Below are 19,970 nucleotides of genomic sequence, written 5' to 3'. Positions count from 1 at the left end.
CGCCCAAATCCATCTCCCAAAAGTTGTTTGCTTGTTTTCGGCCCGCAGCACCCGCGCTCCGTTTTCGGAAGCCTCCGGGCGACCTCTCCTGCGTCAGCAGGTTCCCTTCTCTTCATCAGCAGGAACAACCTATGTCAGAAGCCAAGCTTACAAAGTCCCTTTCTCCCATGCAGGTCTGCGCCCTCGCGCTCGGCTCCATCGTCGGCTGGGGCTGCTTCGTCCTTCCCGGCGACATGTTTCTCCCCTCCGCAGGGCCCCTCGGCACGCTGCTCGGCTTTCTTGCCGGCGCCCTTCTCATTTCTTTTGTCGGCGTATGCTACAGCTACATGGTCAAATATGCGCCCGTTGCCGGCGGCGCGTTCACCTATGCCTACATAGGCTTTGGTCCCACGGCCTCGTTCATATGCGGCTGGGCTCTGGTCATCGGCTACATCGCCATCGTCATGATAGACATAGCCGCACTTTCACTCATCTTCCGCTTCCTGTTCCCCGGAGTGTTCGAGTTCGGCGAGCTCTACACCATCGCGGGCTGGAAGGTCTACACGGGCGAAGTGCTGCTCATGACCGCCGGCACCTTCATCTTCGGCTGGCTCAACTACCGCAGCGTCGGCATGGCCGGCAAGCTGCAGCTCATTCTTGCCTTCATGCTCACCTTCGGCATCGTAGCCTTCTTCTTCGGCTCCTCCTCCCTGGATTCCGCCGGCATCAGCAACCTCATGCCCCTGTTTGCGGAAAACAAGTCTCAGGCCGCCTGCATCATGAGCATATTCGCTCTCTCGCCCTTCCTCTTCGTGGGCTTCGACACCGTGCCTCAGGCCTCTGAGGAGTTCGCCTTCGATCCCGGCCGCTGCCGCAACATCATGGTCGTTTCCATCTTCGTGGGCATGATCCTCTATGCCATGGTCATGCTCGGCGTGGCCATCGCCATTCCCTACCCTGAACTTCTGGCAAAAATGGAAGAAATGCGTGCCTCCGGCGGTCACGCATGGGCTACCGGCTACGTGGCCACGCTGGCCTTCGGCAAGCTCGGTTCCGTCATTCTCGCCTGCGCCGTGTTCGGCGCCGTGTGCACCGGCATCAACGGCTTCTTCGTTGCCGCCAGCCGCCTGCTCCTCGCCATGGCCAGAGGCCGCATTCTTCCTGAATGGTTCGGACGCATCCATCCTACCTATCACACCCCCTACAACGCCATTCTCTTCACCGCCGTTCTTGCCCTGCTCACGCCCTTTGCCGGTCGCTCCGCTGTCGGCTGGACCGTGGACATGAGCTCCGTCGGCACCGGCATAGGCTATCTCTTCACCTGCCTCGTCGCCCGTCGTGCCATTCTGAGCAGCGAAAGCTCCACCGGCAGACGCCTCGGCCTGTTCTGCTGCGTCATGGGCACGATCTGCTCCATTCTGACCCTGGTGCTGCTTCTTACTCCCGGTTCCCCCGCCTACATCTCCTTTGCACCGCGCTGCGTGCTCGCCGTGTGGGTCATCATGGGCTTCGTGTTCTACTTTTCCAACAAAAAGGTGTGGAGCAGTCTCTCCACCGAGGAAATCTCGCAGAACATTCTCGGCGGCACCGACATCCCCATTCTTTTCAACAAGAAGGAAATCCCCTGCACCCCTGAACGTGAAAGCGCCTGATTTCCACGTTCATGACTGAGGAAGCGGACCAGCCGACAGCCGTTTGTCCGCTTCCCTCCTCCGCCTGCCGGAAGGCGGTCATTGTTCCCCGTGACCGCCTTCCGCTTCCTTTTGAACTTCTCCTGTCGGACAAAAACACGCGTCAGGCAGAGACAGGACGCCCTGCGGCTTCAGCCGTCAGCCCCGGATCCCCAAAACCGCAGGTTCTTCTGACTGTATTCCTTCATCCGCACCCAAAGGCACGTTCACGAGTCTTGACCATGCGGATACTCTCCCCCTGTTGCCCTCAAAAACCGTTGAAACCTGCGACACGGTTCAGAAGAGGACTCCTTTCATGGACAGCACTTCGCTCATCGTCTTTCTCTGCTGGTTTGCGGGAGGCTTCGTCTCCGGGCTTACCGGCATAGGCGGCGCCATGGTTGCCGTGCCCGCCGCCGCGCTTGTTCTTCCCATGCACGTCGTCATTCCCCTCAGCTGCATTCTCAACGCCGCCATGGACGGCAGTCTGGCTTTCATGCACTTCCGGCACTGCCGCACAAAGGCGCTGTGGCCGCTGCTTCTTGGCGCTCTTCCCGGCTCCTTCGCAGGACTCAGAATTCTTCAGGTATGCTCCGACGCCGTTCTTCAGGGCTCGGTGGGCGTGCTGCTCATTGCCTACGTGCTCTGGCAGCGCACGGCAAAAGCCGGCAGCCGGAAAGAAGAATCCTGGCTGCTCGGCGGCACGGCGGGATTCGGCGCCGGTCTTCTCGGAACGGCCATATCCTTCGACGGGTCGCCTGCCGGCGCCTACGCGCTCTACCGGGGCTGGGGACCGCGCGAAGTGCTGGGAACGCTCGGCATGTTCTTTCTCATCCGCAGCCTTTTTACCTGCGTTCTTCAGGCCGAAGCCGGATTCTACACGCCGCAGGTGCTTTCCTGTGCCGCCTTCGGCGTTCCGGCCTGCATGCTCGGCACGCTGTGTGCCTTTCCTGTGGTGAAGCACATCCGCGTTGACCTTTTCCGGCACGCGCTCATGGCCGTCATCGTCATTGCCGGTCTGGTATGTCTGTGGCAGGCTCTTGACTGAACGTTATTTCGCCATGGTGTCCAGCAGCATTCCCGCAGCAAGAAGAAGACTGAAAATAAGAATGTTGCGGGACGTAAGGCCGAGGCAGCGATTGAGCGCCCTGCCTTCATAAATGGAAGCAATGCTGCTCCACACCCGATAGTGGGGAATAAGAAAAAGAAGCGGCAGAATCCCCGCCCAGAACATGCCGTGCGGAATGAGGCAGAGCGCAAAAGCGCAGGCAAAACCGCCCTGAGCCAGATAATAGCGAAGACCGAACTCCGCACCGAAACGAGCAATGAGCGTCTTCTTGCCGGAAAGGCGGTCCTGATCACGGTCGCGGAAGTTGTTGATGGTGAGCAGCAGATTGATGCATACGCCCACGGCAAGCCCGGCAAGCGTGGCCTGAGGAGACCACGTCCCCGCCTGTACATAGTAGGTAAAGCCTACGGCCACAAGTCCGAAGAAAACCACCACGAGCACGTCTCCCCAGCCGTGTGCCGCCAGGGGATACGGCCCCGCTGAGTACATATAGGCGCACACAAGACAGACAAGCGCCACGCCCGCCATGCTCCAGCCCCCGTACCAGACAAGAGGAAGTCCGGCACAGAGCGCCAGAATCAGATCAATGACGATGCCCGTCTTCATTCTGCGCGGCGATATCCAGCCCTGCGCGCAGGCGCGGCGCGGTCCGAGACGGTCATCCCGGTCGTTGCCCTGCTCAAAGTCGCACACGTCGTTGATGAAGTTGGAGGCTATCTGCATGAGCACGGCAAAAAGCACGCAGAGAAGTGCCGGGATCTCCCGAAAGCTCCCCGCCCAGGCGGACAGGGAACAGCCCACGGCCACGGGGGCGAGCGCTGCGGCCAGAGTCTTCGGCCGACAGGCCAGCACCCACGCGTACAGAGAATCCCTGCGAACTTCCGTTTCCATAACCATGACTCCCGCGGCCACGCCGCCTGACGTATCATCTTGACGCCCGATTGAGGGCAAGGGCAGAATAACGCATCTTGCGGGCAAAGAAAAGAAAGCTCACATTTCCTCTCCCCGGAACCACCACACCCTTTCAGGACAAACTCTCCCTCTCGAGGCCTTCATGACGGCAGCACTCAGCACCACCACGACAACGCGCGGCAAGGGGCGCCCCCGCAGCTTCGACAGAGACGCGGCGCTCATCAGGGCCCTGGAAGTATTCTGGAGGCGCGGCTACGAACCCGCGTCCATATCCGAGCTGTGCGCCGCCATGGGCATCAACGCCCCCAGCCTGTATGCCGCCTTCGGCAACAAGTCCAGACTCTTTCTGGAGGCCGTAAACTTCTATGAAAAACGCTACTGGAGCGGGCCTTCACGCCGGTTCATGAAGGAAAAGGACTTCTATCTGGCCGTGAACAACTTTTTTGCCGAAGCCGCCACCATTCTGCTTTCCTCCGACACGCCCTGCGGCTGCATGGTGGTGCTTGCCGCCGTCAATATTTCCGACGGGGAAACGGAGGTCATCGAAACACTGCACAGCATGCGCGTTGCCACAAAAACCATGTTTGCCGAAAAAATACGGCAGGCCGTCAGGGCGGGCCAGCTTCCCGAAGACACCAGTGCGGAAGGACTTGCCTCGGCGTTCAATACCTTCCTGGAAGGCATGTCACTTCGGGCCCGCGACTGCCCGAACGAAGAAGCGCTGAAGGAAACGGCCTCCTACGCCGTGCGCATGCTTCCCAAATGGCGCAGACATCTGAAGTCATGACTTGAAAATTTATTACTTTAAATAAAAAATCAGTATGTTATATTTTTTTATATTGATTGATAAAAAAATATTGTCTATTTTTATATTGTTCACTACAATTATAAAAAATTCTTTCCGAGCGTATGCCGCCGGGTTCTTGCCCTGCATGGCTGCCGCGCTTCCTCCCTGCGTGAACGCGGTGTTCCTGTCCTGTCTTCCTCACTTTCGGTCTAAAAGTCGTACCGTGCCCTTGACCTCTCAAGCCGTCCTTTCGTATTCTGAATGATATCCACCTTTTCTCCTACCTTCTTCCGCCATGCTGGATTTCCGCCGTCTCCTGTATTTCTGCACCATTGTGGAGCAAGGCCAGATCAGCCGAGCCGCCAGAATTCTGCACATCAGCCAGCCCACGCTGAGCCAGTCGCTCAAGGAGCTGGAGGACGAACTCGGCCTGACGCTCATCCATCGGGAAGGCGGCAAGTGGCAGGTGACGGAGCGGGGACAGGCCTTCTATCTCGAAGCCCAGCGCATTCTGACGCAGGTGGACGATCTGGCGCAGAACATCCGCAATCCCTTTGCACGCAACGCCGACATTTTCGGCGAGGTACGCGTAGGATGCAGCGGGTTCTGTCTGTCCTTCATACGGGCCATTCTGCCCCGTATGGAACAGGAATATCCGGGCATACGCATGCGCCTGCTGGTGACGGACAACATGTCACTTGAGAACAAGGTGCAGAGTCACGGTCTGGACCTGGCCGTTCTTCACCTGCCCCTCATGTACGGCAACTATGTCTCCGTTCCTCTGGCCGAGCAGTATTTCGTGGCCGTATGGTCGCCGCTGCTCAAAGCTCCGGAAGAAGATCCCGTATCCCTCGGCACGCTTGCATCCTTCCCCCTCATGCTTTCCCGGCGCTGGTCCAACAGCGGCACGTTCCGGCCGTTCATCATTGCCATGCAGGAAGCCAATCTCAGACCGCGCATCATTCTGGACACCCCTGCCCCCTACTGGATGCTGGATACCTTGGAAGAGCTGCCAGCCGTGGCCATTCTCCACCATACCGAACTTCCCGGAAGGGCCTGCAATCTTGCCGTGCGCCGCGTCGATCTTCCCAAGCTCATTTTCAGACCGGCCATCATCTGGGGCAAGGACAGCTACCTCACGCCCCAGTGCAGCAAGATCATCGACCTGCTCTGCGACTCGGCAAACGTTCCCAGACCCGTGGCATAACTCCCTCTCATCAGGTCGTGCCTTTCTTTTGCGACGTGCGGGATTCGACCGCACGTCTTTGCATATGCCTTCAATCCCCTCCGCTCCTCCCGGACCGCCGGTCTTCTCTTCCCATACCTGACGCCGATCTCCGAGGCATAGGAAAAACCTATACACCTTAGGGGAAAAAAGTATTTGTGCAATATCCCTCATTTGGACTAATGTGTATATAACAAAAGAAATATTCAACTTATTTTTACTGCAACACATATTTTCATGGAGGATTACTCATGAAAGTTCTTGCGTTAAACGGAAGTCAGAATCCAAAAGGCGTCACCTATCATGCCATTCAACTTGTTGCTGATGAACTCAGCAAGGAAAATATCGGACTTGATATAGTTCATGTCGGCGTCAAACCACTCGCAGGATGCCTTGATTGCAGAAAATGCAGGACCAACGGCCACCACTGCATCCATAATGACATCGTCAACAAGATAATCGACATGCTGCCGGACTACGACGGCCTGATTCTGGGCTGCCCCGTGCACTACATGGGCATTCCCGGACCGTTCAAGGCGGCGCTCGACAGACTGCTCTACGCCACGGAACACCTGGAAGGCTGGGGCCCCAAGCCTGCAACGGCCATAGCCGTCTGCCGCAGAGCGGGCGCCGTCAATACCGCCCAGCAGCTCGGCAACTATCTCAACTGTGCCAATCTTCTCACCGTCAACAGCCAGTACTGGAACATCGTGTTCGGCTGGAAGCCCGAAGAATTTCTGGAACAGGACGCGGAAGGCGTGCAGACCATGAAGGTGCTCGGCAGAAACATGGCCTGGATACTCAAGGTCATCGAGGCCTCCAAGGGAAGCATTCCCGCTCCTGTTTATGAAAAACGCGTCCGGGCCAACTTCTGCCGATAGGAATTTCCCATGCGTGCCATAGATTTCCGTCTCCGCCCTCCGTACAGGACCTATCTCAATTCCTTCATGTACGACATGCCCGCCCTGGAAAAATCCCACGCCATGCGTGACCTGGGACCGGTTTCCGAAGCGGCACTCCGGAAGAACACCGCTCTGCTCGTCGAAGAAATGGACAAGGCGGGCGTCAGCTGGGGCGTCGCCCCCGTGCGTCTGCCGCAAAACGGGAACAACGACGACGCTGTCACGCTCATGCAGGACTTTCCCGGACATTTTCTCGGCGTACCGTGGATCGACCCGCTCATCCCTGACGCGGCATGTGCCGCCGTTGAAAACTACTGCGTGAACGGACCGTGCCGTGCGGTCATCATGGAGCCCGGGCTCTACACCACTCCGGTCAAGTGGTATGTCAACAATCCCGACATCTTCCCCGTGTATGACTACTGCGCGGAGAAAAACGTTCCGGTGCTGCTTTCCTTCGGCGGACGCGTATCCGACCCGCGCTACTACGCCCCGGAACTCATCTACGACATAGCCTCCCGCTTCCGCTCTCTCAAACTCGTGCTCTGTCACGGCGGCTGGCCATATGTGACGGCCATCTGCAAGGTAGCCATGGACTGCCCCAACGTCATGCTCTCTCCCGACACCTGGGCCATGTCCTTCGCCCCCGGCGGTGCGGACTACATCCTTGCGGCCAACTACACCCTGCAGGACCAGATGGTCTTCGGCTCTTCCTACCCGGCCATACCGCTGGAAAAGGCCGTAGAAAACTATGTCAGCCGCCTCCGCCCGGAAGTGGTGGACAAAGTCATGTATCTGAACGGAGCCCGGCTCTTCGGGCTTGAAGCGTAACTTTCACTCTCTGCTACAAAGGAGAAACACTCATGGGACGACTTGAAGGACAGGTAGCCATCGTCACCGGCTCCACCTCCGGCATAGGCGCGGCATAGGCCGAAGCTCTGGCAAAAGAAGGCGCTCTTGTCGCCATTACCGGCAGAAACCAGCAGCGACTGGACGCCGAAATTGAAAAGATACGCGCCGCAGGCGGCAAAGCCATAGGCATGACCTTCGACATGCAGGACAGCGCCGCCATAACGGCGTTCTACGACATGGTCATGAAGGAATGGGGCCGCGTAGACATTCTCGTAACCACCCACGGCATCTTCGATCAGCGCCGCGGCTCTTTGGAAATGACGGAAAAGGATTTCCAGAAGTTCATGCAGATCAACGTGATTTCCGTCTTTGTGCTGTGCAACCTCGTCATGCCTCAGATGATCGAGCGCGGCAAGGGCGTCATCATTGCCACGGCCTCCATAAGCGGCATGCGCAACACCGCCATGGGAGGCCCCCGCGGCAGCGCGGGCGGAGGCTCCGTGTACACCTCCTCAAAACACGCTCTTGTGGGCTACATCCGCAGTCTGAGCGCCCTTTACGCCTGGCAGGGCGTACGCGCCAATGTCATCTGTCCCGGCTCCGTCGTGACGCCGTTCATTCAGGACAGCCTGGATAACGACCCGGATGGCTATGAAAAGCGCGTGCGTGTCATTCCCGCCGGACGCCTCGGCGTTCCCGAAGACATTGCAAAGGTCACGGCATTTCTGGCCAGTGACGATGCCGGTTTCATCCACGGAGCTGTCATTCCTGTCGACGGAGGCCGTTCCAACGTCTAACCACTGATCTCCGGGCATGTCCCGGCGGAGGTTCTCATGTTTGCCAAAAAATGCGGAATCGCTGCTCTTCTGTGTCTCAGCCTCACGGCCCTTCCCCTTGCATCCCGTCCCGCCTCTGCCGCAGATGACGGCAGCGGCATTCAAATCTCCCTGTCCGGCGGTCCCATGGGCGGAGGCGCGTCCATGGCTCTTGCCGCCTTCATGAAGGCCTTCCTTGCCGAATATCCCAAGGCCGTCATGGACCTTCTGCCGGGCAACGGCACGGCCAATCCCATACGCGTCTCCCGGGGACAGGTACAGGTGGCCCATGCGCAGAGCGCTCTGCTCACCGCAGCCAAAAACTGCACGGAACCCTATAAGACACCGTATTCCAACCTGCGGTCTCTCTTCAAGATCAACGACGACTGCCGCCTGCTCCTCTTTGTGAGAGGCGACGCGCCCATCACCAGCCTTGAAGAAATTGCGAAACAAAAGCAGGCCGTACGCTTCAGCCCGGCCACCCGAGGTTCCACCAACGACATGTTCTCCCGCTGGACCCTGGAAGAATACGGCATCGACTACAAGAAGATTCAGGACTGGGGCGGCGCCGTCACCTATATCACCTTCGACGCCATGGTCGACGCCATGAAGGACAATCAGCTCGACATGGTCGGCTGGAACGGACCCGGCTTCCCCTCCTTCCTGCGTCAGATCATGCTTTCCAAGGATGTCCGCTTTCTGCCCGTGGGCGAGAAGGAAATGGAACGCCTGAAGGCCCGCGGTCTGCGCGCCTCGGTCATCAGGGCCGGAGAGTTTGAAGGTGCCGTCAAGGAAGACGTGCCCTGTGTCAGCGATGTCACCGAAATCATCTGCACCGAAGACCTTCCCGACGATGTGGCCTACAAGATAGTAGAAATCTGGACCAAATACAGCAAGGACATCGCCCTGGCCAATCCCGGCTACGGCACCTACGATCCCGCCGTATCCTGCCAGGGAACGGCTCTGCCCCTGCATCCGGGAGCGGAAAAATACTATCGTGAGGCCGGCTATCTGAAATAGCCCGTTCCGGGCCGCCCCGACCTCCCCGGGACGGCCCTTCCCCTCCTTTTCACCGCATCGTCAGACACAGGCAGATCTCTTGCATTCCCGTCTCCAGGAGTCCTCCATGACAACTTCCAACTTAAGATCCCTGCTTCAGCCTGCCTTCATAGTACTTTCCATATTTCTCTGCTGCTTCCAGGTCTATACGACCTCCGGCATCGCCGTGGTCAACTCCACATTGCAACGCGTCGCGCACCTGAGCATAGTTCTCTGCCTGGTGTTCCTTTTCGTACCCGTGTCGCCGGTCTACAAGAAAAAAAAGGAACCGGCTCTGCTCGTCCTTTTCGACACCTGTCTCGCCCTGCTGGCCCTGGGCATTGCCGCCTACTACTTTCTTAATGAAACCGCTATATTTGAACGCTTTGCCTATGTTGATCCGGTCGAAGACATTCAGATGTGGCTCGGCACGGCCCTCATCGTTCTGGTACTTGAGGCAACACGAAGGACCTCCGGATGGCCTCTGGTCATCGTGGCGCTCTGCTTCATTGCCTATGCGCTGTTCGGCGCCAATCTGCCCGGCCCTCTCGCGCACGTAGCCATTTCGCCCGAGGCGCTCATCGAACAGCTTTTTCTCCTGACGGAAGGCATCTACGGCGTAGCCATGTCCGCAGCCGCCACCATGATCTTCGCCTTCGTGCTCTTCGGGGCCTTTCTGGAAGTCTCGGGCATGAGCAACCTGTTCATAGATCTCTCCTGCCTGCTCACCAAAAAGACCAAGGGGGGGCCGGCCAAAGTCGCCATTTTCGCCTCGGCTCTGTTCGGAACCATTTCCGGCTCGGCACAGGCCAATGTGTACGGTACGGGCATATTCACCATTCCGCTCATGAAGCGCGTGGGCTACAAGCCGCACTTCGCCGGCGCCGTGGAAGCCTGCGCCTCCACCGGCGGCCAGCTCATGCCCCCCATCATGGGCGCTGCGGCCTTCATCATGGCCGACGTTACGGGACTCGGCTACCTGACCATTGCCAAGTCCGCCCTTCTGCCCTCCATACTGTTCTACCTCTCCCTCTACTGCATGATCCACTTCGAGGCCGTGAAATACAACATCGGCACCATGCCGGAAAGTGAAATACCCTCCGCGCAGTCCGTGATTTCCCGCCTTTACTACATGCTTCCTCTGGTCTTTCTCGTCATCGTCATGGTCATGGGAAGAAGCGTGAACTCCGCCGCCTTTGCAGGATGCCTCGTCATCTTCCTGCTCTCTCTCATCAAGAAGGAAACACGCCTCACTCCCTCGCGCCTCAAGGACGTTGCCGTATGCGCGGCTCGCAACACGCTCATGATCACGAGCTGCTGCGCATGCGCGGGCATAGTGGTGGGCATCATCGGCCTCACCGGCGGCGGCTTCAAGCTCATCAACATGATCATGAACTTTGTGGACGGCAACCTTTTTCTGCTGCTCGTCATGCTCATGATCACCTGCTTCATCGTGGGCATGGGCGTCCCCACGGCTCCGGCATACATCATCGTTTCCGTCCTCGCCGCCCCGGCCATGATAAAGCTCGGTGTCCCCATGATTTCCGCCCACATGTTCTGCCTGTACTACGCCGTGCTCTCCACCATAACGCCTCCCGTATGCATGGCCGCATTCTCGGCCGCAGGCATCGCGGAATCCAACGCCATGCGCACGGGATTCACCTCCGTCAAACTCGGCGCCATAGCCTTCATAATCCCCTTCTTCTTCGTCTATCAGCCGGGTCTTCTCTTCACCGGCGACCTGCTGGAAATCATAAGCGTGTCCGTGACCTCCATCATAGGCGTCATCGGACTGACGGCCGGTCTCCAGCGCTTCTTCGTCACTAACTGCAATATTGTCGAATCCGTCGTTCTGTTCGCCTCCGGCCTGTGCCTCATTTACCCGGGAAGCATCACGGACCTCATCGGCATCGGCGGCATCAGCCTCATCTACGTCATCCAGCGGGTCTACGACGTCCGCAAGCCCGAAAGAGCCTGAGCCATGCAGAAAATCATCGACTTCCGCAGCCGTCCCCCCTTCGGCAGCTTCGTCCGCGACTGGATCTTCCGCCTGGACGACGTGCCCGGCAATCCCGGCCTCAGGACAAAGTATCGGAACATGGGCATGGATCTGCCGGTCTCCCTGCTCAGGCAATCCATGAACGAGTTTCTGGAGGAAAACGAACGCTGCGGCATCGTGCACAGCGTCGTACCCCTGAGAGTGCTGCCCGACCTGCACAATGAAGACCTGGTCGAACTTCTTCAGGCCATGCCCGGCCGCTTCACCGGCTTTGCCGGACTCCGCCCCGTGGAAGACGGACTCGCTCAGGCCATGGAAACCGTGCAGACGCTTGTCGTCAACGGCCCCTGTACGGGGATCTACATGGAGCCTGGACTTGATCCCCATCCCTGGAACGTCGACGATGAAAGCCTGTTCCCCCTCTATGCGCTGTGTCAGGAGCACGACGTTCCGCTCTACCTGCTGTTCGGCGGCGTCTTTCACAAAAACGACGCCCCTGACTACGACATCTATTCCCCTGCACGCATAGAAAGACTGGCGAGAGCGTTTCCCTCACTCAGAATTCTTCTCTCCCACGCCTGCTGGCCGTGGACGACCTATGCATGCGCCGTGGCCATGAACTGGGAAAACGTGTGGCTCTCTCCCGACGGCTTCATGCTCGATCATCCCGGCTCGCAGGACTACGTCACGGCGGCCAACTACCGCCTTCAGGACAAGATTCTTTTCGGCAGCCTCTATCCCAGCGTTCCCGTGGAGTTCGCCGTAAGGAGATATACAAAACTGCTGCGCCCCGAGGTACAGGAAAAAATATTCTATCACAACGCCGCCTCTTTTCTGAAACTCGAAGACACCTACTGATCAAGGAGCCCTCACGATGGAAACACAGAAAAAACACGCCATTAAAGTTACCGTCCTCAGGACCATGAAGATCACGGACATCTTTGATCAGCCTGTACCGGAACAGGTGTCCAACGCTCCGGAGTGCTGCGCAAGACTTCGGGAAGGACAGACCTTTCTCATCAGAGAAAACGGAGAGTGCACAGATACGTTTCCCTGCAACTGGGCATGGAACGACCTTTATCCCGTCATTACGGCCATGCAGACGGGGGGACATTTCGTCATGAAGAAACGTCGCGGCATTCAGTATTCCTGCTGCACCGACGGCACCATGCCCGTCATCTTCAAGCTGGAATATCTTCCCGGCGACGATGAAGAACCGGCATCCTCCCCGGACAGGGAGGGCAATGTGCGCGCCCCCTTGAAAATAACGGTCGTGCGGACGCTGCGCCCTGCGGACATCTACGGGGATGTTCCGGATGACGCCGCGTCAGCCCTGACTTCCCATGACCTCCGGGAAGGGCAGACCTTCCTTGTGGGACAAAACGGCCGCTGCCCCGAAAACTTTCCCGGGGACGCCTGGCATGACCTCAACCCCTACGTTCTGTCCCTCCAGCTCGGCGGAGATTTCCCGGGCTTCAGCAAGGGCGTCTTCTACGCTTCCTCCTCCGACGGACTGTTCCCCGTCTTCTTCCGGCTGGAGAGACTGCCCTCCCTGTAGGAACGTCTCTTCCGCCGACAAGGACTCACGCCGCCCCCCGGGCAGCGTCTTCTTTTTCCGGGGCGCTCTCATCCTTCATCAATTGACCTTCCCCTACGACAAAGGTATCCTTTTCAGCCGTCAGGCATTCAGGACATGCGCCGATGCGCATGGTTCCACCGCTGTCCCGCGCGCCCTGAACGCGCAGCAGCCAAACGACATGAGGCCCCCATGAGCCAGAACACCCCCGCCCCTGAAGCGGAACGCGCCCAGGGCACGGACTTTCTTCGCGCCCGCATCAATCAGGACAATCTTACCGGCCGTTTCAACGGTCGCGTGCACACCCGCTTTCCTCCCGAGCCCAACGGATATCTTCATATAGGCCACGCCAAGTCCATCTGCATCAACTTCGGACTGGCCAAGGAATACGGCGGCCTGTGCAACCTGCGCTTCGATGACACCAACCCCGTCAAGGAAGACACCGAGTTCGTCGACTCCATTCAGAAGGACGTGCAGTGGCTGGGCTTCCAGTGGGCTGGCGAAGTCCATTACGCCTCCGACTATTTCGACCAGCTCTACGAATATGCCGAAAAGCTCATCATGATGGGCAAAGCCTATGTGGATGAGCTCTCCGCCGACGAAATACGCGAATACCGCGGCACGCTCACGAAGCCCGGCACGCCCAGCCCGTGGCGCGACCGTCCCGCCGAGGAGAGCCTTGATCTTTTCCGCCGCATGAAGGCCGGTGAATTTGAAGACGGCAGATACGTGCTCCGTGCCAAGATTGACATGGCGTCTCCCAACATCATCATGCGTGATCCCACCATCTACCGCATACGCCATGCCGCGCATCACCGCACGGGCGACAAGTGGTGCATCTATCCGATGTACGACTTTACGCACTGCCTCTCCGACTCCATAGAGGGCATCACTCACTCCATCTGCACGCTGGAGTTCGACAACAACCGCGAGCTCTACGACTGGGTGCTGGACACGCTCGGTGTCTACCATTCCCAGCAGATAGAGTTTGCCCGGCTCCAGCTCACCTACACCGTGCTTTCCAAGCGCAAGCTCATCCAGCTCGTAAAGGAAGGCTATGTACGCGGCTGGGACGACCCCCGCATGCCCACCATTTCCGGGCTGCGCCGCCGCGGCTACACGCCCGAGTCCATCCGCGACTTCTGTTCTCGCATAGGCATCGCCCGCAGCGCCGACTCCGTGGTGCACTACAGCCTGCTGGAATTCTGCTGCCGCGAGCATCTGAACGCCGTCGCGCCCCGCTGCATGGCCGTGCTCAATCCTCTCAAGGTCGTCATCACCGACTATCCCGAGGATCAGGTGGAGGAATTCGACCAGCCGCTGCACCCCGAAGACGCGTCCTTCGGCAGCCGCAAGGTGCCCTTCTGCCGCGAAATCTACATTGATCGTGATGATTTCCGGGAAGATCCGCCCAAAAAGTACTTCCGCCTCGCCCCCGGCGCGGAAGTTCGGCTTCGCTACGCCTACTACATCACCTGTCAGGAGGTCATCAAGGACGCCGACGGCAACATCGTGGAGCTGCACTGCACCCACGACCCCGCCTCCCGCGGCGGCTCCAGTCCCGACGGCCGCAAGGTCAAGGGCACGCTGCACTGGGTGAGCGCCCGCCATGCCGTCCCCGCCGAGGTTCGTCTGTACGAACAGATGTTCACCACCGAAACCGACAGCGACATTGAAGAAGGCAAGACGTTCCTCGACTACTTCAACCCCGATTCCGAAAAGATCGTCACGGCCATGGCGGAACCCTATCTCGCCACGCTCCCTGCGGGCAGCCACGTGCAGTTCGAGCGCGTGGGCTATTTCTGCGCGGACCCCGACGGCACGCCGGAACACCCCGTGTTCAACCGTACCGTGACGCTCAAGGATTCCTGGGCAAAGATAGAGAAAAAGCAGTAGGAACACCGGGGATCCGACAATCCCCGGTCTGCACCCTCATAAACCGCGGAAGACCTGGAATGAGCCTTCCCGGATGCATCCGCGGCAGAACGCCGCAACGGGCGACGGAAAGCCTGCATCTTCCCGCCGCCGAAGACCGGACTCCTCAGAAGGAGGCAGCATGTCCATTTTTGAGAAGAATCAGGCCCTTGCCAGTCTGTTTGAACAGCACAAGGCACGTCTGTGCGAAGAAGAAGGCCTGACGGAAGAAGAAATCCGTTCCGCCATCGAAGCGGGCACCATGGTGCTGCTCGGCAACCCCAACCACAAGGACGTCCGTCCCATCCTGGTGGGACAGCCCTCGCGGGTGAAGGTGAACGCCAACATAGGCACCTCGCCCTTCCACTGCAGCGTGAAGGGGGAAATGCGCAAGCTCAAGATCGCTCTGGACGCCGGCGCGGACACCGTCATGGATCTCTCCATTGCGGGCGATCTTGACGACATCCGCCGCCAGATGCTGGAAGCCTGCCCCGCTCCCCTCGGCACGGTTCCCATGTACGGCGTGGCGCAGATATACATCGACCGCGGCGAAGACCCGGCCACCATTGATCCTGAAGTCATCTTCGCAGACGTGGAAAAGCAGGCCGAGCAGGGCGTGGATTTCATGACCCTGCACTGCGGTCTCACCCGCCAGGGCGCGGAATGGGGCGCCAAGGGCGGCCGCGTCATGGGCATCGTGTCCCGCGGCGGCAGCATTCTTTCCCGCTGGATGCTGCGCAACGACAAGGAAAATCCCCTGCTCACCGGTTTCGACCGTCTGCTCGACATTGCGCTGCGCTACAACGTCACGCTCTCGCTCGGCGACGGGCTGCGTCCCGGCGCGGGCAGCGATGCCGGCGACGCCGCTCAGTGGATGGAAGTCATCATGCTCGGCCAGCTTGCCAAACGCGGTCTGGAAAAGGGCGTACAGTGCATGATCGAAGGCCCCGGCCACGTGAACCTGAGCGAGGTTGAGGCGCAGATCATCAACATCAAGACCCTGACCCACGGCGCGCCCCTCTATGTGCTCGGCCCCATCGTGACCGACACAACTCCCGGCTATGACCACATTGCCGGAGCCATAGGCGGAGCTCTGGCGGTGAAGGCCGGCGTGGACTTTCTGTGCTACCTCACGCCCGCCGAACATCTCACCCTGCCCGACGAGGACGACGTGAAGCAGGGCGTCATGGCCTCCCGCGTGGCGGCTCAGGCCGGTGAAAACGCGCTCGGCACACCCCGTGCCAGAGCACGCGAAGCCAAGATGTCCAAGGCCCGCATGGAACTCGACTGGGAATCCATGCGTGAAGCCACCATTGACCCCGAACTCATGGACAAGCGCCGCGAACCGCACAAAAACGAAGAAGCCTGCGCCATGTGCGGCAACTTCTGCGCCGTGCGCATGATGCGCGAAGGCAACCCTGCGGCTCAGGTGCCGAGCCACTGCCAGCATCACCGCAAATAACCGATATCCCCGGTGCAGACGCAACGTCCGCACCACCCCTTTACGGAAAGGCCGCATCCAGCCGATGCGGCCTTTCTTCCTCATGGACGCAAAAACATGCTCAAGACAGCCGTCATACTGGCCATGCTGCTGACCTTGCCCGCACTCTGCTCCGAAGCCTGGGCCCGACTCGCCCGGCCTCTTACCGCAAGACAGGCCTTTGCTCTCATCCCGACGGAAATATTCGACAACACAAGGGAACCCCTCAGCGAGGCCGACAGGGCACAGTTGGCCGATCAGGGTGTCACCGAGCACTGGAGCATAGCCGAAGACAGCTGCGATACGCTGCGCCTCGCCTCTGCGGAAGGTCTGCCGGACGTTTCTCTGCAAATGTTCCGTTCGAAAAAAGGTGCCGTGGCCGCCTTTCGCACCGAAGACGACAACGGAGAATGCATATCCGAGCTGTGGTACATCAGCGCCGGCGGTCATGCCGCTCCGCTGCCTCTGCCCCCGGAGCCGCCCGTCGAGGACTTTTTCCGTCCCGACCGGGACCTTCCCGGAAGGCTTTCCGCAAGCTGCACCTACTGCGTGTTCGACAACGGACTGGAAGTGCTGCCATCCTTCGCTTCCGACGGCTTTCCCTGTGAACTTGAGCCCGACAACGCCGTATACTATCTCTGGAGCGGGTGCACGTTCATGAAAAAGATCAAAAAACTTCGCTGAATTTCGGGAAACGGCAGCTTCGCCTTCCCGACAAACCGAAGGCAGAAACCGTTTCTCCTCATGGGTATGACAAACGTTCAGCTCCGGCCAAGAAAAAAGGCGGCAAAAAGCCGCCTTTTTTCTTCAAAAAACGATGTCGGCACGCGTGCGACGAGGGCTTCCGCCCCCCGCAGGACGATCCGTTCCGGACGCATTCTGCTATTTCACGATTTCGGTACCTATGCCCTGATCGGTAAGCAGCTCCAGAAGCAGACAGTTTTCCACGCGGCCGTCCACAATGGTCACCTTGTCCACGCCCCGGGCCAGCGCGTCGAGACAGCAGTTGATTTTGGGAATCATGCCGCCGCTCAGCGTGCCGTCTTCCAGAAGGCGATGGGCATCGGCCGTGTCGATATGCTCAATGAGCTTGCCTTCCCTGTCCAGAATGCCTGCCACGTCGGTGAGCATGAGCAGACGGCGGGCCTTGAGCGCTCCGGCCACGGCTCCGGCCACGGAGTCGGCATTGATGTTGTAGGTATTGCCTTCGGCATCCACGCCAACAGGCGCGATGACGGGAACGAACTCGTCCTGAATGAGCGAGCGCAGAAGCTGGGTGTTCACGTTCGTGACCTCGCCCACATTGCCGAGGTCGATGATTTCCGGCGGCTGCTGTTCACCGTGGCTGATGGTCATGGCAAGCTTGCGTGCCTCAAGCAGCATGCCGTCCTTGCCGGAAAGTCCCACGGCCCGGGCGCCCGTCTTGTTGATGAGATTCACCACGCTCTTGTTCACGGAGCCGACCAGCACCATTTCCACCACATCCATGGTGGCCTTGTCGGTGACGCGATGTCCCTGTCGGAACTCCGACTTGATTTCCAGCTTGCTCAGCATCTCGTTGATCTGCGGACCGCCGCCGTGCACCACCACGGGATGGATGCCCACCAGCTTGAGCAGACTGACGTTGCGGGCAAAGGCCAGCTTGAGACGCTCTTCGGTCATGGCATGGCCGCCGTATTTGATGACCACGGTTTCTCCATGATATTCGCGAAGATAGGGAAGACTCTCGATAAGGACTTTCGACTGCAGGCGGGCCTGCTCCACAGGATCGGCGATAACGGCCATAGATACGCTCCTTATGCCGGGAACGGCCCGGCCTTCATGTTGCTGGCAGCATAGTCCCCGCAATCGGAAGGAATGTCCAGCCCTTTCAGAATTGCCCGAACCAAAAAGAATGCCCGCCACGAGCGGCATTGCCCGCTTAAACCATTGCGTAAAAAGGCGCAACAGGGTAAGAAGATGAGGTCAATGACGCGGACATCCTTCCGCTAAATCAATTCTGGAGAATCCAATGTTCACTTCCATTGCCTACGCCGCCGGCAACGCGGGCGGCGCCGCTCAGGGCGGCCCCATGGGAGCCGTCGCCTCTCTCGTGCCCCTTCTCCTCATGTTCGCCGTGTTCTACTTCCTGCTGATTCGTCCTCAGCAGAAGCGCAACAAGGAACACAAGGCCATGCTTGAATCCCTGGGCAAGGGCTCCTACGTCATCACCTCCGGTGGTCTGCTCGGCCGCATCGTCGACCTGGAAGGCGACATTCTCGTCATCGACCTCGGCGAAACCAAGGTCCGCATGCCCCGCGGGTTCGTGAGCGGAACCTACGACCCCAAGGCCATGAACAAGACGGCCGCCGACGCCGCTCCCGCTCCCGCCGAAAACAAATAAGGCAAAAAACACCGAGTCTTCCGCTTCCACGCCTCCTTCCGCTGGGAGGAGGCGTGGAGCTTTGTGCTATTCATCCATAAGGTCTTCCGGCCTTATTATCGTTTTTAAGGATACAACCATGAAAGCTCTGCGTTTGCGCCTGGCCGTCTCACTCATCGTGCTGCTCGTGGTGCTTGCATACGCCCTGCCCAACATCCCCGCCATCGGCGATTCGCCTCTGGGCTCGCTCATGCAGGACCGCATCAGTCTCGGTCTGGACCTCAAGGGCGGCATGAACCTCACCCTGGGCGTGGATGTGGAAAAGGCCGTGCAGAACACGCTGTCCGTCAACGGTCAGGACATCCGCGACCGTGCCGAACAGGAAAAAATCACCGTCATGAAGCCTCGTCTCAACGCCGACGGGCTGCTTGAGGTGACGCTTCCCCGTACTGATCAGGCCGGAGCCTTCGACGCCATGATCGGCAAATGGTTCCCCAACCTGCAGCAGGTTTCCGCAGACAGCACCGCTTCCGGCCGGGTCTACACCTTTGAACTTTCTCCCGCCGCCCGCAAGCAGACCGAAGACATGACCATGGAACAGGTCGTGCGCACCATACGCAACCGTATCGACCAGTTCGGCGTGGCCGAACCCGACATACGCAAGCAGTCGGACAATCAGGTGCAGGTGCAGCTTCCCGGCATGACCGATTCCGAGCGAGCCATTCAGATCATCGGACAGACTGCGCATCTGGAATTCCACATTGTCCGCGACGACGTGGATCCGACGTCCATCATGCTGCCCGCAGGAACGGCGCGCTATCCGCTCATCGTCAAGGGACAGTACGGCACGCAGACGGAAAGCTCCATCATTCTCGATACCGAAGCCCTCATGGGCGGCGAGGACATCACCAACGCACGCCCGGCCTTCAACGAATTCGGCCAGTCCTATGTGGCTCTTGAATTCAACAACCGCGGCGCCAGCAACTTTGAACGCATCACCGGCGAACACATCAAGAAGCGCATGGCCATTGTGCTGGACGGCAAGGTGTACTCCGCTCCCGTCATTCAGGACCGCATTGCCGGTGGCAAGGCATCCATCACCGGCAACTTCACCACCGAAGAAGCGCAGGATCTCGCCATCGTGCTCCGCGCAGGCTCCCTTCCCACGCCCGTTTCCATTCTGGAAGAGCGCACCGTGGGCCCCTCTCTCGGCAAGGAATCCATCAGCAGCGGCATCAAGGCCTCTCTCGTAGGCGCGGCGGCCGTAGTTCTCGTCATGCCGCTCTACTACGGGCTGTCCGGCCTCGTCGCCGACGTCATGCTCTGCTTCACCATCACCATTCTTCTTGCCGGCATGACGCTCTTCGGCGCTACGCTCACCCTGCCCGGCATT

General features: G+C 59.2%; 19 protein-coding genes. 16 read left to right on the top strand and 3 right to left on the bottom strand.

All coding sequences use genetic code 11. The features are described 5' to 3' along the window. Positions 1-131 precede the first annotated feature (131 nt). Both Q0J81_RS03270 and Q0J81_RS03265 read left to right on the top strand, forming a co-directional pair. Complete coding sequence (locus tag Q0J81_RS03270) at positions 132-1,631, top strand: APC family permease (RefSeq protein WP_294446009.1); 1,500 nt, start codon at positions 132-134, stop codon at positions 1,629-1,631. A 334-nt stretch (positions 1,632-1,965) separates the two neighbouring features. Beyond that, entirely contained in the window at positions 1,966-2,697 is a 732-nt protein-coding gene (locus Q0J81_RS03265) for a sulfite exporter TauE/SafE family protein (RefSeq protein WP_294446008.1), read from the top strand. Between the two features lie 3 nt (positions 2,698-2,700). On the opposite strand, the gene menA is transcribed toward Q0J81_RS03265, so the two are convergent. Beyond that, positions 2,701-3,609, bottom strand: a complete 909-nt coding sequence (gene menA / locus Q0J81_RS03260; protein ID WP_294446007.1) for a 1,4-dihydroxy-2-naphthoate octaprenyltransferase — start codon at positions 3,607-3,609, stop codon at positions 2,701-2,703. 163 nt (positions 3,610-3,772) lie between these two features. Here menA and Q0J81_RS03255 point away from each other — a divergent pair, with 163 nt between their 5' ends. The 9 genes from Q0J81_RS03255 (at position 3,773) to Q0J81_RS03215 (ending at position 12,803) form a co-directional block, all read left to right on the top strand. Continuing rightward, positions 3,773-4,417, top strand: coding sequence for a TetR/AcrR family transcriptional regulator (locus Q0J81_RS03255; protein WP_294446006.1), 645 nt, complete (start codon positions 3,773-3,775; stop codon positions 4,415-4,417). 295 nt (positions 4,418-4,712) lie between these two features. Beyond that, positions 4,713-5,624, top strand: coding sequence for a LysR family transcriptional regulator (locus Q0J81_RS03250; RefSeq protein ID WP_294446005.1), 912 nt, complete (start codon positions 4,713-4,715; stop codon positions 5,622-5,624). 269 nt (positions 5,625-5,893) lie between these two features. After that, positions 5,894-6,523, top strand: a complete 630-nt coding sequence (locus tag Q0J81_RS03245; protein WP_294446004.1) for a flavodoxin family protein — start codon at positions 5,894-5,896, stop codon at positions 6,521-6,523. A gap of 9 nt (positions 6,524-6,532) precedes the next feature. Further along, positions 6,533-7,372: an amidohydrolase family protein gene (locus Q0J81_RS03240; RefSeq protein ID WP_294446003.1), complete on the top strand. Its 840-nt coding sequence runs from the start codon at positions 6,533-6,535 to the stop codon at positions 7,370-7,372. Positions 7,373-7,479: 107 nt separating this feature from the next. Continuing rightward, entirely contained in the window at positions 7,480-8,190 is a 711-nt protein-coding gene (locus tag Q0J81_RS03235) for an SDR family oxidoreductase (RefSeq protein ID WP_294446023.1), read from the top strand. A 36-nt stretch (positions 8,191-8,226) separates the two neighbouring features. Beyond that, complete coding sequence (locus Q0J81_RS03230) at positions 8,227-9,228, top strand: TAXI family TRAP transporter solute-binding subunit (protein ID WP_294446002.1); 1,002 nt, start codon at positions 8,227-8,229, stop codon at positions 9,226-9,228. A gap of 106 nt (positions 9,229-9,334) precedes the next feature. After that, entirely contained in the window at positions 9,335-11,224 is a 1,890-nt protein-coding gene (locus Q0J81_RS03225; RefSeq protein WP_294446001.1) for a TRAP transporter permease, read from the top strand. 3 nt (positions 11,225-11,227) lie between these two features. Then, positions 11,228-12,103: an amidohydrolase family protein gene (locus tag Q0J81_RS03220; protein WP_294446000.1), complete on the top strand. Its 876-nt coding sequence runs from the start codon at positions 11,228-11,230 to the stop codon at positions 12,101-12,103. Positions 12,104-12,119: 16 nt separating this feature from the next. After that, positions 12,120-12,803: a TIGR04076 family protein gene (locus Q0J81_RS03215; protein ID WP_294445999.1), complete on the top strand. Its 684-nt coding sequence runs from the start codon at positions 12,120-12,122 to the stop codon at positions 12,801-12,803. Positions 12,804-12,828: 25 nt separating this feature from the next. Here the strand turns inward: Q0J81_RS03215 and Q0J81_RS03210 are convergent, their stop codons facing one another. Next, on the bottom strand, positions 12,829-12,954 hold the full coding sequence (locus tag Q0J81_RS03210; RefSeq protein WP_294445998.1) for a hypothetical protein: 126 nt from the start codon (positions 12,952-12,954) through the stop codon (positions 12,829-12,831). Positions 12,955-13,013: 59 nt separating this feature from the next. Between Q0J81_RS03210 and Q0J81_RS03205 the strand changes: the two genes are divergently transcribed. The 3 genes from Q0J81_RS03205 to Q0J81_RS03195 all read left to right on the top strand — a co-directional run bounded on the left by Q0J81_RS03205 (position 13,014) and on the right by Q0J81_RS03195 (position 16,899). Further along, the gene (locus Q0J81_RS03205) at positions 13,014-14,717 is read left to right on the top strand and encodes a glutamine--tRNA ligase/YqeY domain fusion protein (RefSeq protein WP_294445997.1); all 1,704 of its coding nucleotides are present in this window, start codon (positions 13,014-13,016) and stop codon (positions 14,715-14,717) included. A 160-nt stretch (positions 14,718-14,877) separates the two neighbouring features. Beyond that, the gene (gene thiC / locus Q0J81_RS03200) at positions 14,878-16,197 is read left to right on the top strand and encodes a phosphomethylpyrimidine synthase ThiC (protein ID WP_294445996.1); all 1,320 of its coding nucleotides are present in this window, start codon (positions 14,878-14,880) and stop codon (positions 16,195-16,197) included. Positions 16,198-16,293: 96 nt separating this feature from the next. Beyond that, a complete protein-coding gene (locus tag Q0J81_RS03195; protein WP_294445995.1) occupies positions 16,294-16,899 on the top strand; it encodes a hypothetical protein in 606 nt (201 codons plus the stop codon). A gap of 198 nt (positions 16,900-17,097) precedes the next feature. On the opposite strand, the gene argB is transcribed toward Q0J81_RS03195, so the two are convergent. Further along, positions 17,098-18,000: an acetylglutamate kinase gene (gene argB / locus Q0J81_RS03190; protein ID WP_294445994.1), complete on the bottom strand. Its 903-nt coding sequence runs from the start codon at positions 17,998-18,000 to the stop codon at positions 17,098-17,100. A gap of 226 nt (positions 18,001-18,226) precedes the next feature. Between argB and yajC the strand changes: the two genes are divergently transcribed. Both yajC and secD read left to right on the top strand, forming a co-directional pair. Next, the gene (gene yajC / locus Q0J81_RS03185; protein ID WP_294445993.1) at positions 18,227-18,598 is read left to right on the top strand and encodes a preprotein translocase subunit YajC; all 372 of its coding nucleotides are present in this window, start codon (positions 18,227-18,229) and stop codon (positions 18,596-18,598) included. A gap of 118 nt (positions 18,599-18,716) precedes the next feature. Next, positions 18,717-19,970: protein translocase subunit SecD (gene secD / locus Q0J81_RS03180; protein WP_294445992.1), on the top strand; the 1,254-nt coding region annotated here is incomplete at its 3' end.

The organism is uncultured Mailhella sp. (assembly GCF_944324575.1).
GTDB lineage: Bacteria > Desulfobacterota > Desulfovibrionia > Desulfovibrionales > Desulfovibrionaceae > Mailhella.
Note: the sequence above shows the minus strand (reverse complement) of the source record. Positions and strands in the feature narration are given on the sequence as shown.

Bases quoted from the DNA above. Each gene is read 5' to 3' on its own strand.
- Q0J81_RS03270 (WP_294446009.1), top strand. From the start codon at position 132: ATGTCAGAAGCCAAGCTTACAAAGTCCCTTTCTCCCATGCAGGTCTGC.
- Q0J81_RS03265 (WP_294446008.1), top strand. From the start codon at position 1,966: ATGGACAGCACTTCGCTCATCGTCTTTCTCTGCTGGTTTGCGGGAGGC.
- menA (WP_294446007.1), bottom strand. From the start codon at position 3,609: ATGGAAACGGAAGTTCGCAGGGATTCTCTGTACGCGTGGGTGCTGGCC.
- Q0J81_RS03255 (WP_294446006.1), top strand. From the start codon at position 3,773: ATGACGGCAGCACTCAGCACCACCACGACAACGCGCGGCAAGGGGCGC.
- Q0J81_RS03250 (WP_294446005.1), top strand. From the start codon at position 4,713: ATGCTGGATTTCCGCCGTCTCCTGTATTTCTGCACCATTGTGGAGCAA.
- Q0J81_RS03245 (WP_294446004.1), top strand. From the start codon at position 5,894: ATGAAAGTTCTTGCGTTAAACGGAAGTCAGAATCCAAAAGGCGTCACC.
- Q0J81_RS03240 (WP_294446003.1), top strand. From the start codon at position 6,533: ATGCGTGCCATAGATTTCCGTCTCCGCCCTCCGTACAGGACCTATCTC.
- Q0J81_RS03230 (WP_294446002.1), top strand. From the start codon at position 8,227: ATGTTTGCCAAAAAATGCGGAATCGCTGCTCTTCTGTGTCTCAGCCTC.
- Q0J81_RS03225 (WP_294446001.1), top strand. From the start codon at position 9,335: ATGACAACTTCCAACTTAAGATCCCTGCTTCAGCCTGCCTTCATAGTA.
- Q0J81_RS03220 (WP_294446000.1), top strand. From the start codon at position 11,228: ATGCAGAAAATCATCGACTTCCGCAGCCGTCCCCCCTTCGGCAGCTTC.
- Q0J81_RS03215 (WP_294445999.1), top strand. From the start codon at position 12,120: ATGGAAACACAGAAAAAACACGCCATTAAAGTTACCGTCCTCAGGACC.
- Q0J81_RS03210 (WP_294445998.1), bottom strand. From the start codon at position 12,954: ATGCGCATCGGCGCATGTCCTGAATGCCTGACGGCTGAAAAGGATACC.
- Q0J81_RS03205 (WP_294445997.1), top strand. From the start codon at position 13,014: ATGAGCCAGAACACCCCCGCCCCTGAAGCGGAACGCGCCCAGGGCACG.
- thiC (WP_294445996.1), top strand. From the start codon at position 14,878: ATGTCCATTTTTGAGAAGAATCAGGCCCTTGCCAGTCTGTTTGAACAG.
- Q0J81_RS03195 (WP_294445995.1), top strand. From the start codon at position 16,294: ATGCTCAAGACAGCCGTCATACTGGCCATGCTGCTGACCTTGCCCGCA.
- argB (WP_294445994.1), bottom strand. From the start codon at position 18,000: ATGGCCGTTATCGCCGATCCTGTGGAGCAGGCCCGCCTGCAGTCGAAA.
- yajC (WP_294445993.1), top strand. From the start codon at position 18,227: ATGTTCACTTCCATTGCCTACGCCGCCGGCAACGCGGGCGGCGCCGCT.